This is a genomic window from Bacteroidales bacterium MB20-C3-3 (assembly GCA_035609245.1).
GTDB lineage: Bacteria > Bacteroidota > Bacteroidia > Bacteroidales > UBA932 > Bact-08.
On sequence record CP141202.1, the window covers coordinates 1,823,707 to 1,838,745 of the forward strand.

At 38.3% G+C, this 15,039-nt stretch carries 12 protein-coding genes; 9 read left to right on the plus strand and 3 right to left on the minus strand.

Features of this window, described 5'->3' with window-relative positions:
* The first annotated feature begins 22 nt into the window (after positions 1 to 22).
* Genes U5907_08315 through U5907_08355 form a run of 9 tightly spaced genes read left to right on the plus strand, consistent with a single transcriptional unit; the run spans position 23 to position 11,494 of the window.
* A complete protein-coding gene (locus U5907_08315) occupies positions 23 to 1,534 on the plus strand; it encodes a serine hydrolase (GenBank protein WRQ32578.1) in 1,512 nt (503 codons plus the stop codon).
* A 43-nt stretch (positions 1,535 to 1,577) separates the two neighbouring features.
* Positions 1,578 to 2,141 (plus strand): DUF5698 domain-containing protein, encoded by a 564-nt coding sequence (locus tag U5907_08320; protein WRQ32579.1) that lies wholly within the window; start codon positions 1,578 to 1,580, stop codon positions 2,139 to 2,141.
* A 17-nt stretch (positions 2,142 to 2,158) separates the two neighbouring features.
* On the plus strand, positions 2,159 to 3,757 hold the full coding sequence (locus U5907_08325) for an amidase (protein WRQ32580.1): 1,599 nt from the start codon (positions 2,159 to 2,161) through the stop codon (positions 3,755 to 3,757).
* 2 nt (positions 3,758 to 3,759) lie between these two features.
* On the plus strand, positions 3,760 to 4,887 hold the full coding sequence (locus tag U5907_08330) for a DUF4105 domain-containing protein (GenBank protein WRQ32581.1): 1,128 nt from the start codon (positions 3,760 to 3,762) through the stop codon (positions 4,885 to 4,887).
* On the plus strand, positions 4,871 to 5,824 hold the full coding sequence (locus U5907_08335) for an alpha/beta hydrolase (protein ID WRQ32582.1): 954 nt from the start codon (positions 4,871 to 4,873) through the stop codon (positions 5,822 to 5,824). The genes U5907_08330 and U5907_08335 overlap by 17 nt, the downstream gene beginning before the upstream one ends.
* Complete coding sequence (locus U5907_08340) at positions 5,817 to 6,002, plus strand: hypothetical protein (protein WRQ32583.1); 186 nt, start codon at positions 5,817 to 5,819, stop codon at positions 6,000 to 6,002. Before U5907_08335 ends, U5907_08340 begins: the two co-directional genes overlap by 8 nt.
* 10 nt (positions 6,003 to 6,012) lie before the next feature.
* Positions 6,013 to 8,679, plus strand: a complete 2,667-nt coding sequence (locus U5907_08345; protein ID WRQ32584.1) for a TonB-dependent receptor plug domain-containing protein — start codon at positions 6,013 to 6,015, stop codon at positions 8,677 to 8,679.
* An 11-nt stretch (positions 8,680 to 8,690) separates the two neighbouring features.
* Positions 8,691 to 9,926, plus strand: a complete 1,236-nt coding sequence (locus tag U5907_08350) for a DUF4876 domain-containing protein (protein ID WRQ32585.1) — start codon at positions 8,691 to 8,693, stop codon at positions 9,924 to 9,926.
* A 2-nt stretch (positions 9,927 to 9,928) separates the two neighbouring features.
* Positions 9,929 to 11,494 carry a hypothetical protein gene (locus U5907_08355; GenBank protein WRQ32586.1) on the plus strand — a complete coding sequence of 522 codons (1,566 nt, stop codon included), beginning with the start codon at positions 9,929 to 9,931 and terminating at the stop codon, positions 11,492 to 11,494.
* Here the strand turns inward: U5907_08355 and U5907_08360 are convergent.
* The 3 genes from U5907_08360 to U5907_08370 form a co-directional block, all read right to left on the minus strand.
* A complete protein-coding gene (locus U5907_08360) occupies positions 11,491 to 13,602 on the minus strand; it encodes a M3 family metallopeptidase (protein ID WRQ32587.1) in 2,112 nt (703 codons plus the stop codon). The two genes, U5907_08355 and U5907_08360, sit on opposite strands and share 4 nt — an antisense overlap.
* A gap of 7 nt (positions 13,603 to 13,609) precedes the next feature.
* Entirely contained in the window at positions 13,610 to 14,503 is an 894-nt protein-coding gene (locus U5907_08365; GenBank protein WRQ32588.1) for a hypothetical protein, read from the minus strand.
* A gap of 79 nt (positions 14,504 to 14,582) precedes the next feature.
* Positions 14,583 to 14,933: a hypothetical protein gene (locus tag U5907_08370; GenBank protein ID WRQ32589.1), complete on the minus strand. Its 351-nt coding sequence runs from the start codon at positions 14,931 to 14,933 to the stop codon at positions 14,583 to 14,585.
* Positions 14,934 to 15,039 lie beyond the last annotated feature (106 nt).

The following is a 15,039-nucleotide window of genomic DNA, read 5'->3' on the forward strand; positions in this document are numbered from 1 at the left end:
CATTGTATAATAACCCTTTACTATGAGAACAATTACAAAATTTTTGATTATCCTAATCATTTCACTCTCTATTGCTAATGTTGTCTGCGGAGAGGGAAAAGATTTCATAGACAGTATTACTGTTAGGTCTATGAAGAGTTTTAATGTGCCGGGAATTGCAGTTGCGGTTGTGAAAGATGGAAAAATTGTTCATATGAAGGGATATGGTGTTGCTTCAATTGAGACAAAGGCCCCTGTAAATGAAAACACTCTATTTGCAATTGCATCAAACAGTAAAGCATTCACCTCTGCTGCTCTCTCAATTTTGGTAAAAGAGGGGAAATTAAAATGGGATACTCCTGTGTGTGATATAATTCCTGAATTCAGGCTTAGTGATCCATACACAACCCGGGCATTTACAATTAGTGACCTGCTGTCTCACAGGGGGGGGCTCGGTCTTGGTGCCGGAGATCTTATGATATGGCCGGATGGCTCAGACTTTACTACGTCTGATGTTATTTATAATTTAAGATTTCTGAAACCTGCAGCTCCCTTCAGGACAAGATACCTGTACAATAACTTAATGTATATTGTTGCAGGGGAGGTAATCGCAAGAGTTTCCGGTTCAAGCTGGGAGTCCTTTATTGAGGAGAGGATAATGTCTCCTCTTGGAATGACAAGGAGCGCGGGATCGTATAAAAGATTAAGAGATAAAAGTAATACAGCCACTCCTCACGCACCGGTCAATGGAGTAGTCAAGGTTATTGAGATGGAATTAAACTCAATGGCTAATGCTGCGGGCGGGATATACAGCAGCGTGGCTGATATGGCAAAATGGGTATCGGCACAAATGGGCAAAAGGGAGTATGAAGATACATGGACTCCACATACAATAATTCCGGTAAGGGGAGCCACAACATACAGAACTCACTTTTCTGCATACTCTCTTGGATGGAGAGTAAGTGACGCAGAGGGGTACAAGATAGTTACCCATACAGGCGGGTTATCTGGTTTTCTTACACAGGTGACAATGGTGCCGGAACTGAATCTGGGAATTATTGTATTTACAAATCAGCAATCATCTGAGGCTTTTGTCTCTGTTACAAATACAATACTGGATAAGTATTTCAAGGTTGAAGGTAAAGACAGGATAGCTGAGAACCTTGAAAGATTGAACATCTCCTTGTCTGAGGCAGAGAAGGTGATATCAGATGTTAATAGTGTTGTGGGTAGTGCTAGGGTGAAAATTGACAAAGATTATCTCAAGAGTTTCTGTGGCAGCTACAGAGACAATTGGCTGGGGATTGTTAAAATTGAGCAAGACGGAGATAACTTAAAGTTTGTATCTGCAAGATCTCCAAAGCTGTCAGGTGAAATGAGGTATTATAAGGGCAACACATTTATAGTTAAATGGTATGACCGCTCTTTTGATGCTGATGCTTTTGTTATGTTTACTCTAAATAATCAGGGCTTACCCAATGGCTTTACAATGAAGGCTATATCTCCACTTACAGACTTCAGTTATGACTTCCACGATCTGCTATTTATCAGATAGATTTTTTATTGCTAAATTTGGTTAAATAATAAAAACTTAGATTATGTTTGATTTCCTTGATACATACCCATACTTGCTTCCAATTATTATATTTTTCGGCAGGATTATAGATGTTACACTGGGCACACTAAGAATTATTTTTGTCTCTAAGGGGGAAAAGTACAAAGCTCCTTTGATTGGTTTCTTTGAGGTGCTCATCTGGATTGTTGTGATATCAGAAATTTTTTCAAGAGCTAATGATATGGTTGCCTACATCTCTTATGCTGCGGGTTATGCCTCCGGGAATTTTGTAGGAATTATAATTGAACAGAGAATTGCTTTTGGTATAATTCTTTGCAGGATTTACACAAGAAAAAATGGAGGAGAGCTGGTTTCAATTTTCAATGCCAACAATTTTGGGGCAACTTTACTTGAGGCTACAGGTTCTGTCGAAAAAATTCAAATAATTGAGACTGTTATTGAGAGAAAGGAGATGAAAAAAGTAGAAAAACTGGTGATAGAATTTGATCCGGATGTTTTCTATGTTGTTGAGGATGTAAGGGTGAAGCAAAGAGGAATCTTTCCAAAGACAAGATCACTTATGTCCCGGTGGAGAATAGGAAAATGAATTTTATATTAATCATTATGAAAACAAAATATAGATATTTCTCAGTTTTGTTAACTGCGCTAATTCTTATAACCTCTTGCTCCCAGGTTAATAACAGAGGAGACAGGGACACCTCATACCTGGAGGAGATTGGTATAAGAGAGTTGGCAGATAAATTCAGATCAGGGGAATTGTCAATAAAACAAGTTACAGAAGATTATCTTCTGAGGATAGAGAAATTTGACAAGAGCGGACCAATGCTCAATTCAATAATTTCTGTCAACCCTGATGCAATTAAGATTGCTGAGGAGCTGGAGCGTGAACTTGCCGAAGGGAGAGACAGAGGTCCTTTGCATGGAATTCCTGTAATTCTCAAGGATAACATTGACACCAGAGATTCAATGCCTACTACCGCAGGAGCAATAGTTCTGAAGGACTCTTATGCAAAAAAAGACAGTAAGATTGCAGAATTATTGAGAGAGGCCGGAGCGATAATCCTGGCGAAGTCAAATTTAAGCGAATGGGCAAACTTCAGAGGGAATATCTCGTCAAGTGGATGGAGTGGAGTTGGGGGTCAAACCAGAAATCCATATATAACTGACAGGAATCCTTGTGGATCCAGCTCAGGATCTGGCGTTGCTGTCTCTGCAAATCTCTGCGCTTTTGCAATTGGTACCGAGACAAACGGATCAATAGTTTGTCCATCCAATAATAATGGAATTGTTGGATTTAAACCTACTGTAGGGCTGTTAAGCCGATCTGGTATTATTCCAATCTCTTTTACTCAGGATACCCCCGGCCCAATGACAAGGAGTGTTGAGGATGCAGCAATAGTGTTAGGAGTTCTTGCTGCTTCCGACTCTGCGGACGCTTTGACTCTGGTTAAAGAGGCAAGGTTTATTCAGGATTATACTCAATTCCTTAACAAAGACGGATTAAAAGGGAAGAGAATAGGATTGCTGACAAATATTGGAGGATTCCACTTTAAGGTAGATTCGCTTATGAGAGGGGTTGTATCTTATCTAAAGAGTGCCGGAGCGGATATTGTGGAGATAAATTATCCTTTGGGAGGGGGTGTTAGTGCAGCCTCTTTCCAGGTCATGCTTTACGAATTCAAGGATGGACTTGAAAAATATTTTGCATCACTTGGGGAGGGTGCTCCTGTTAAAACGCTGGACGAGTTGATTAGGTTTAACAAAAGCGATTCAACAGAACTTAGGTTTTTTGATCAGCAACTTCTGGAAATGGCTGCTCAAAAGGGGACTTTGGATGATGAGGAGTATAAGCAATCATTGGCCTTTATGCAAAAAATGACCAGGGAGCAGGGAATTGATAAAGTAATGAATGAGAACAAACTGGATGCATTAATTGCACCAACAGGGGGGCCGGCCTGGAAGACAGACCTTATAAACGGAGATAATTTTCTGGGGAGTAGCTCCTCATATGCAGCAATATCGGGCTATCCTAACATCACTGTCCCAATGGGTTTTATTGGGGAACTGCCTGTGGGTGTCTCGTTTTTTGGAAGAGCCTGGAGCGAGGCAGAGCTTCTTGCAATCGCTTATGCATACGAACAGGGAACTAAACACAGAAAAGCTCCTCAGTTTCTTAACTCATTCCGATTCAAAAAAAGATGAGATTGAGACTGAAAATTATTGGATTATTATTGGCGGGGAGTTTGCTGTTTCTTGAAACTCCCATTTATGCGTCTGATTACGAAAACTCAAAGATCTCTCTTATTACTTGTTCCGGAGGTAGTGAGTTGTATTCTACTTTTGGTCACAGTGCACTAAGGGTTCAGGATGACTCACTGGCAATTGATGTTATTTTCAATTTTGGGCTCTTTGATTTTAATACTCCAAATTTCTACATGAAATTTCTTCGTGGGAGGCTAAATTATATGCTGGGGATACAGACTACCTCTGATTTTTTATGGCAGTATAACTATGAAGGGAGAGGAGTTGTTGAACAAGAGCTGTTTCTGACTCCATCTCAGAAGAGAGAGATAATGGATCGGCTAAACTTTCTGTATATGCCGGAAAACAGAAACTATCTCTACTCATTTCTGCATAAAAACTGCACAACAGAGCTAAGGGATCTTCTTAAGCCTTATATATCATTCCCTGAAGGAAAAGAGGCCTCCACCTTTAGAGAACTTATAAATTCCAATGTGGTTGATTCAAAGTGGACAAGAACAGGGATTAATTTAATTCTGGGATCAAATTTAGATAAGGAAATATCAATATGGGAGGGGATGTTTCTCCCTGAAAAATTGTATAACGGATTAAAATCACTTTCCAAAGAGAGGGAACTATTGCCAAGAACGGATAAATCACTGATTAAGAAAACTCATTTCTTACTATCACCTCTGTTTATCTCATTGATATTTTTTCTGGGATTGGTACTCTCCAGATTTTTCAGAGTGTTTAAGAATCTACAACTTATTTCACTTATCTTTTCTGCCCTTTTAGGCTTAGTGTTGCTCTTGATAATTGTATTGACTGATCATGTGGAACTACATGCTAATTATAATCTTCTTTGGTGTAATCCGCTCTATATTATATTGCTGGGAATGTATCCATATGCTGCTAGATTTAAAAAGAGCTTTCGAATTATGACTGTAGTAATGATGTTTTTTTCTCTTACAGCAGTGATAATATGGTTGAATAAAGTACAGGGATTTCTGCCGGAATATGTTTTTATTCTTGCGTCGCAGGTTATAATGTTAGGAGGTATCAGAACCAAAGTTGATGAAGAGAGCAATTAAAACACTTTCAGTTGCTGTACTACTGGCTTTGATTGTGATAGTTATTGCAATTAGTTGGCTTATTCCGAATTACGCCGTCAAAATTAACTCAGAGATTACCAATTTTTTTTTAACAGACCACTCCTCTGATAAACTTTTAGATCCGGAAGACTTTGGAATTCAAAAGAATGGTATTGAGTATTTCTCGTTGCTCACTCCTGGCGGGCTGACAATCTCTGCATTTAGGATATTACCTGTAGATTCTGTTGTTAGAAAGGGGACAATTATTTTTCTTCATGGAATAAGAAGATCTAAGGAGTGCTCTTTTCCAATGGCATCTTTTTTTTCCAAAAAAGGGTATGATTGTTTTGCGATGGATCTAAGGTCGCATGGAGATAGTAGTGGAGACTATATTACTTTTGGAAACTCAGAACATAGAGATGTCTCTTCATTTATTGACTATATTTCAGAAAATTTTGGATTAGAAAACAGGGTTGTGCTATGGGGGCAATCACTAGGCGCTGCAGTTGCTTTTCTGACTGCTGAATCTGATGCCAGGGTTGATGCTCTTATTTCAGAAAGCACATATTCAGATTTTGAAAGTTCGGTAGGTGATTTTTTCTCCTCTTATACGGGCTTTAACAGCCCATTCATTGAGAGAGTCATTATAAAAAGAGTTTCTCGCATGGCTAATTTCAGGCCGGATGATATATCTCCGTTGAAGGCTGCTAAAAATATTCATATACCTGTTTTGATAGTTCATGGAAATAATGATAATAAGATTAATCCGGTTTATGCCAATGAGCTTTTCCTTGGATTAGCTTCCAATAATAAAAGGATTCTGATTATCCCGGGTGCTTCACACCTGGATGTTTGGAATAAAGGTGGAGTAGGGTATTTTGCGGAGGTTGATAAATTTCTTAATACAGCTGTTTTAAATTTTTCTTCTGATGAATGACATTATTAAATGGTTTTTATTGTTTGTATTAACAATGACTCTACCTTTTGCTGCACTTGCAAACAGGGATGATAACAGGAAATTCAATATTGAAGGAAGAGTTATTTCTAAAATAAAGAGAGAGCCACTTTCAAATGTTCAGCTATTAATAAGAGAACTATATATGGACTTTTTCTGATAGTGACGGAGTGTTTAAATTTGAATCTATATCGCAAGGAGAGTATACAATTGATATTATTACATTGGGCTACTCATCTGAAACAATATCCTTAAACATAATAAAGAATATCACAGATATTGTAGTTGAGATGAATGAGGAGAATCTGACTATTGATGAGGTTGTAGTGACAGCTGAGACAGGAAAGTCGATAAACACATCATCAGTAATTGGGACAACTGCAATAAGGCATCTTCAACCATCAAGCCTCACAGATATTATGCAACTTCTTCCGGGATCTGTTACTGCAAATCCTACACTGACATCAAAAAATGATATAACTCTCAGATCTGTAATTGATCCGGGGAATAATAATGCCAGAGGGGTAGCACTTTTAGTAAATGGGGTGAGGGTTTCAAACGAGGCCTCAATTTTCCTGGAGACTCCTGCTGCTCTGTTTAACACAATGGATTTCAGGAAATATTCAACTGATAATATTGAAACTGTTGAGGTTTTAAAAGGGATTTTATCTGCTGAATATGGTGATGTTTCTGCCGGGGCGGTTTTAGTAAAAACAAAGGCTGGCAGGACTCCGTTTGAAGTTAGAATAAAGGCAGACCCAAGAACAAAAGCAATTTCATTTAGCAAGGGTTTTTATATGGGCAACAGAAACGGAAGTCTTAATATTGACGCCGATTATGCTATGGCTTTTAAAGATCCTCGTTCTCCTGTTGATGTTTACAGCAGGAGTACAATTGGTATAACCTATTCAAATACATTCAACAGAGGATTGTATCCTTTGAGATTTAACGCCAGACTTAGTGGCTATTTGATTGGGAACAACTCTATGGTTGACCCTGATGTTTCAAAAAGGGATTTTAAAAAGAGAAGAGAGGGAGATATTTCTCTCGCTATATATGGTAACTGGCTTTTAAAAAAGAGTTGGATTACCTCTGTCAATTATAATTTTTCAGGGAGAGTTTCTGTTGAGAAATTCCAGGATTATTCTATTAATAACGGATTGCCTCTTCCAACGACAAATACAATGACAGAGGGTATTTCTGTGGGGAGATATACAGGAGAGCTGGAAGAATTTGACAGACGCAATGAAGATATACCTGTATATATAAACGGAAAAATTAACGGATCCCAGAATGCATATATTGGGAGCCTTCTCTTTAAAAGTATGCTGGGAATTGAGTTTAATTCAAAAGGAAACAGAGGCAGAGGAACATATTATACAGGGAGCACCCCACAGTATTTCAGGGAAAGAAACTACAGTGAAGTTCCTTTTATGAGTGATATCAGTGCTTTTGCCGAGGAGAGGATAACAGGTAAATTGTTTAACAGGAGCTTTGAGGTTAGCGCAGGGATAAGAGTCTCCAAGGTACTGTTAACAGGTTACGATTTCTCTCTTGTAACAGATCCCAGAACAAATTTCAGATACTCAATACTATCACCCGATGGCTCAAAAGTATTCAGATCTGCAACATTAAGGGGAGGATGGGGCAAGCTACACAAATTACCATCTCTAGGTATGCTCTACTCTGCACCTGTATATATTGACAACCCTCTTTTTCAATACAGGAATTCTTTGACAGGAGAGTCACTTGTTGTAATCCAGTCAGAAATTGTTGATCAAAAACTTAATTATAATATCAGGCCTGCAAAATCAAGAAATATTGAACTTGGTCTTGATATGGATATCTCCGGAGTATTTGTAAGACTGACCTGGTTTAACGAAAAACTATCTGATGGGATTACTGCCAATTACTCATATTTAACCTCCTCTTATGACTACTATGATGCTTTATCTTCAGGACAATCATCACCAAAATTCCAGGATGGAAGGGTATGGGTAAAGAATCCTGAGGGTAATTATGAGCAATTAAAATATACAACTTATACTGAATTCAAGCAATTTACCACACCTGATAACAGAGGATTGACCAGAAAATGGGGAGTTGAATATGAGGTTGATTTTGGCAGAATAAGATCTTTAAATACATCTGTTGTATTATCAGGAGCCTATATTAATCACCTCGAAGAGTCGCCCGGGCTCAGAAGAGAATATATCTCTGTTTCTGACCCAATTAATCCTCGGGAAAAATTGCCGTATGTAGGTATTTATCAGTCAAGGCCCAACTATCTTACTGTAGGGGACGGCAGCAGAAGATTAAGTTCGGCACTACATATTGTTACAAATATCCCTTCAGTAAGAATGGTTGTCTCTTTGATAGGACAGTGTATATGGATGAACGACAGATGGAATCTGTACGATAAAGAGAGGGTTTATAAGTTAGATTCTGTCGGAAACAGAGTATTCGGTGACTGGGGAGGAATCAGGAATGAGGAGACAATGTACAGAGATCCGGACTATTATCTGGACAAGAACGGAACTGTAAGACCTTTCAGTGACTACTACTCATCTGCAGACCCTGATCTTAAGAGAAGACTCAAGACTCTAATCCTCTCAACTAATCAGCCTTACTACTTTCAGAAGTCCGGTTACAGACCCTATTTTATGGCAAACCTCAGAATAACAAAAGAGATAGGGGATATTGCGTCTCTCTCATTTTATGCTAATAATTTTACAAATTCAAGGCCCATAATGAAGCTGAATTCCAGACCTGACGCATCGGGGAGTCGTGTTAATACAGATATTTACTTTGGAGCAGAACTTAAACTTACATTCTAAAGAATCTTATTATGAAAAGAGTTTTATCGGCTTTTATATCATTAATCATAATCCTTTCCGGATGTATGAAAGAGTTGAGGGAAAACGCCTTTTCTGAGGAGTCCCTGAGTTCTGTAATAAATATTGAGGTTGGTATGCCTGCCGGGTATAATTTTGATCTTGACGGAGTATCACTTTTGCTAAATGATCCTGTCTCCGGTCTCAGTTTTTCAGGAAAAACAGATATTGACGGGAAGGCTTCAATTAGAGTGGCTCATGGTTCGTATAGTATTACAGCAGTTGTTAAGTACTCAGAACCAGGTGGGTTAATTTATATATTTAATGGATCTGCAAATAAAGTCAGAGTTACCCCTGCAGATGCAAATGTTATAAATGTGAAAATGGATCTTAATGCATCAGTATCCGGCCAAATAGTTATAAAAGAGGCCTATTACGGAGGTGCTGTAAATCCTCTGACAGGGAAGACATACTCAAATGACAAATATGTTATTTTATATAATAATTCTGATGAGATTGCATATCTCGATTCTCTCTGTTTTGGTATGACAGATCCATATAATGCACCCACTGCCGGGAAATTGTCACCCTGGATAAAACCAGGTACTACTGAACTCAGAGACTCTGTTCCGGCAGTCTCAATGGCATGGATCTTTCCCGGAGATGGAGATGATAATATTCTCAGACCTGGTGAAGAGGTGGTAATTTCCATGAATGCAATTGATCACACAACAATCTCTCCAAATTCTGTAAATCTTGGAAGAGCGGGATATTGGGCTGTATATGACCCAATCCTTACAAAGGGTCAGGCTGCTCCGGAATCAGGTGTAAAACTGCTTAAATGTTTCTGGAAGGTTGGGACATCAAATCAATACTCTTTTTCTTTGGCGAGTCCTGCATTTTTCATATTTACACTTGGCGGTAAAAGCCCGGAGAGATTTGCACAGGATACCTATACATGGCACCCAAATCAACCTGAAAGGAGAACATTTGATTGTCTTATGATAGATAAGAGGCTCATTATAGATGGAGTTGAGTGTTTCAGGGAGGCTACTGATTCTAAAAGATTGAGGCCGGAAATTGACAACGGATATGCAATGACATCAGGAACCGGAAGTGGTCAGAGTGTGCACAGGAGAATGGAAAAGGTAGTTACTGATGAGCTGGGTACAAGAACTCTCTATATGGATACAAATAATTCAACCCTGGACTTTGAAATTAGAAACTGGCCATCTCTTAAAATTAACTGATTATGAAAATTTCATTGTACAGAATAATATTTTTCACCTTGGCCATTTTGATTGGACAAAAGATGCAGGCTATAGACTCCGGTGGTAAAGCAGATTACTCATTCAGGAGGATTGCTGAGTTATACCCATGGCTCTGCTCAGCAAACCCGGCGGGTCTGGTGACTAAAGATTTTAATGATTTTTCTCAAGTAAGACTAAGTATTGAGAATATTGACGGGTCGTACAAGAATTACGACGATCCTGCAAATTTTTTTAGCTCCTCGGTTAATACCAGATCATTTGTCAGGAGAGGAAATTTTTATTTAATGGGTAATTTTGATTTTACCCATTTTGACAAAACTGCTCAGGCGTGGTCCGGGACAATCCATTCCAGAGATGTTATTAATATGCTTACTGATTCAATCCCCGGAAGAGTTCTTGGAGAGTCATACAGAATGTCAGGTGCTGCCGGTTACAGAATAAACAAAATATTTTCTGCAGGTATTGGGTTTAATTATGAAACTTCAACAGCTGCAAAAAGGGTGGATGGGAGAAATAAAAATATATTATCATCTTTTGAGATAAGACCAGCTATTAAGATAACAGGTGATAAATTTACAGGCGGATTAAACCTTCTATACCAATATAAAGCGGAATTCTCCGATTATATTTTTCTGGGAGACAATTCCGGCAAGCACATTTATAATTTCCAGGGTGGCTGGATGTATATAAAAGAGAGTATCACTAACTCTTCAGTCCTTGACAGAGGGTATTTCTCTGATTATTATGGTGGTGCTCTTCAGTTATCATACGGCTCCGGGAATTTTAGGATTTTTACTGAATTTGACATAAAGTACAAAGCAGAAGATAATTATGATGATTTTAACCTTTTGAGGAGATATGCATCAACGGAGGGATTATTTTACTCCCTGATCCTAAAGGCGGTATATAATACAAACATTAGCAGACACTCTTTACAATTAAATTTTAACTGCGAAGAGAGGTTGTCATATAAAATTGAGAATCAATATGAGCCGGTGCCAAATGAAGTAAATACCTGGAACTGGTTCGAATACGGAAAGACACTTCGGTATTACGATGCCGGCAGAAGATACAGAGCTGTATATACATTGGAATTAGGCGAAAACAAATGGAATCCAAGATGGAGCTTCTCTCTTTCAGGGAATCTCATAGATTTTAACAGTGAGTTTATTGTTTACCCTGCATTGTATTCACAAAAGTATTGTTTTGGCGGAGCTGACTTAGCTATATCCAGGCATTTTAGAGCTGGGAAATTTAATTTGATTGACATCTCTTTAGTTGCAGGAAATTATAAAGGCAAAGGAGATATGCTTACTGTTCAGAATCCAGTAATGACAGGTGTCCTTACTATAGCTAGTAGTTTAATGGAGGAGGACTTTTTTTACAATACATCCGGAAGAGTTCTGCTGGGCGGTGGATTAAGATACAGAAGAACTGTTAATGAAGACAAAGGAACAACCCTTTTCATTGATGCCGGAATAAGACAGTTTCAACGAAAAGGGTTGTCAAGAACCTATTTGAATATAAATTTAGGGCTAAACTTCTAGTTTTTCCCTGTCATGCCCAGTTTTTTAAGAAGAGCGTCCGGCTCAGGATCTCTGCCTCTGAAACTCCTGTATAAATTGGCAGGATCTTCTATGTTACCCTTGGATAGTATATTATCTCTGAATGATGCGGCAACATCTTTGGAAAATACACCTCTCTCTTCAAAAAGTGAAAAGGCATCGGCCTCTAAGACTTCAGCCCATTTGTAACTGTAGTATCCTGCGGAATATCCTCCGGCAAAAATATGACTAAAAGATGGAGAGAAGCAGGTTGACTCAATATTAGGCAATAGTTGAGTTTTCTTAACTGCATCTTTTTCAAAACTCTCAACATCTGTATCGGGCAAAGTTTTAAGTGAGTGCCAAGCCATGTCATTAATGCCATAAGTGAGCTGTCTGATATTGGAATAACCACTTAAATAGTTCTTTGCAGATACTATTTTGTCAATGAGCTCTGATGGTATAGACTCGCCGGTTTGGTAATGCTTTGCAAATGATGAAAGAAACTCTTTATTAATTGCCCAGTTCTCCATGATCTGAGATGGAAGTTCAACAAAATCTCTTGCAACATTGGTCCCTGTAAGTGATGGATATTTACCTTCAGCCAACATTCCATGCAGTGCATGACCAAATTCATGGAGGAGAGTAGTGAGCTCGTAATGAGTGAGTAGTGAGGGTGTCTCTTTTGTTGGTTTTGTGAAATTGCACACTAGCGAAACAAAAGGTCTTTTCTCAATGCCATTCTCAAAGTACATATCTCTGAATGTTGTCATCCACGCACCACCTCTTTTACTAGCTCTGGGGAAGAAGTCCATATATAAAAGCGAAAGGAACCTGTCGTTTGAATCATAAACTTCGAATGCCTTAACATCAGGGTGATATACAGGTATAGTTGTGTTCTCTTTAAATTTCAACCCATATAAGGAGTCTGCTAATGCAAAGATTGCTTGCTGGACATTTTCAAGCTTGAAATAGGGTTTAAGAAGCTCATCGTTAATTGCATACTTCTCGTTTTTATACTTCTCCGAGTACAGACTAAAGTCCCAAGGCATTAGAGTACCTTCAAATCCAAGAGAATTTGCGTAGTTCTGAATCTCTGCAACCTCTCTCTTTGCATACGGAAGAGATTTATCAAGCAGATTTTCAAGAAAAGAGTTAACTGTCCCGGCATTTTTGGCCATATTGACATCAAGCACATAATCTGCGTGTGTGGCATATCCTAAAAGATTAGCTCTCTCTATTCTTAAAGCAGCAATTTTCAGTACTATACCTGAATTGTCAAATTCATCTTTGTACGCTTTTGAGCTGGACGCCCTCCATAATTTTTCCTTTAGCTCTCTGTTCTCACTGTACTGCATAAACGGTCCGTAGCTGGGTGATTGCAAAGTATATACCCATCCCTCAAGCCCTCTCTCAGATGCATCAGCTGCACCGGATTCAATGGCGAAAGATGGTAGACCTGCAAGTTGAGCAGAATCTGTAATATGTATGAAAAATTTGTTGGTTGCACCAAGTACATTTTGGCCAAATTGTAATGAAAGCTGAGAGAGTTCTTTGTTTATCTCTTTGAATCTAATCTTTGCTTCCTGAGGAAGATTTGCACCATTCCTTTCAAATCCTTTATATGTCTCTTCAAGTAGTCTTGAATCCTCCTGACTGAGACTTATTGATGCTTTATTTTCATAAACTCTTTTAATTCTGGCAAAAAGAGCTTCATTAAGCATAATGTCGTTAGAATAATCAGTTAGCATTGGAGAGATCTCCAGTGCAAGATTCTGCATAACAGAGTCAGTTGCAGCTTCGTTAAGATTAAAGAAGATTGATGCTATTCCATTGAGTTTCCTTCCAGCATATTCCATTGCAACAATTGTGTTTTCAAAAGTGGGCTCCTCGGTGTTTGCCACAATTGAATCAATTTGAGCACGACCCTCTTTAATAGCCTCTTCAAAAGCGGGTTTATAGTGTTCGTTTTTAATTTTATCAAATGCCGGAGCTTCAAATGGATTATCTGAAGCAGCGAGTAAAGGATTCATATCTGTCATCTTTGTTTTACAGGAGTTAATTAGTAAAAGCGCAGAGATGGCAGCAATAATTGTTCCGATTCTTTTCATAAATGGTTTATAAAGTTTGAATGACCAGGTATTTTGTTTGTTCCCAGAAGCTTGCAGGCTGAGAAATTTTAAGAACCTGCATTCCGTTAGCATCCGGCTCAAATGTGTATGTACCTGTTGGGTGAACAGAAAGAACTTTTGCTTTCTCTGCATTTGTGTTAATCTCAGCAACCTCTCTGATATCTATTTTAATAAAGGCAGACTGTTCGGCCTGGTATGATATTTTGGCTGACTTAAAAAGTCCGCCCTTTGACATCACATTTGCACCAATAAGTTCAGACTTCGACCCAATTATGTAGAAACCTGAGTATATCTGGGCGTCTTGAGTGGCAATTGTCTCCTTCTGAGAGGCGGATGTCTGGCTAAGTGATGTTACTTCAGTCTTAAGAGTTGTTACAGTTTTGTCAAGAGATTCAATCTCCTGTGACTTAACAATCAGTTGTCTGTCTTTCTCTTCAAGCTGCCTTCCAAGATCAGCTATCATTACAGACTTTGAATCAAGTTCAGCTGTAAGAGCTGCCAGGCGTTTCTTAAATTGACTTGATTGAATTCTACTGTCATTTTTAAGTTTGTCAATCTGACTCTTGTAGCTTTTTATTGCATCTCCAATTGCTGCAACATCAGATTTAAGCTGGTCCCTGGAGTTTTCCTGTACTTCAGCACCACCTTTCTGAGATTGTAGTACCAAAATATTTTCAGCCTCTCTGATAGAACGAAGGCCCGATTCTACCTCATTAAGAGTTGCAAACACCTCTTCAAATTCTGCGCTCTTAACCGCGTGAACAGAGCCAAGCGAATCCAGCTGTGCCTGAAGCGCTTTGTATTTTGCAGATTTTTCCACACATGAGGTTAGAAAAAGTGATGCAACTGCAAGAATTGTAAAAATGAAAATCTTTTTCATTGTATTGATATTTAATTAATTAGATCCGATATTAAGTATATTATTCAATTCCAAATGTATGCAATATTTTAATTCGCTCTCAATTATTTTTCTTTGTTATGTAAACGCTTCCATTAGAGCTGTTTATATATGAGTAATTGTAGCAATGCATCACTACTCTTCCATCTCCTCTTTTTTTAAATGATGTTACATATCTGAAATCAAAACCAAGGGAGGAGAGCTCCTCTCCGGATACTCTTCGTTTTCCGCAATTACTTAAATCCTTTAAAATTTTTAAATTCTTCCGCAGTTTTTTGTTTACTGAATCTATTTCAACTTTTGCCAATTTACTTGCTGTATTATTAAAAGCATTTCTGCACGCATCACTGCAAAATATCTTGTCGCTTCTTCCCGCTATTGATATACCGCACTCTTTGCAAACTCGTTCCATTTTTTTATTTCAAATTTAACACTTGACTTTATTCAAGTATTACTCATTTATTATTCCAGATGAAAAATGTATGTTTCTAAAAAGGTTATCTTTGTATTAATATTGT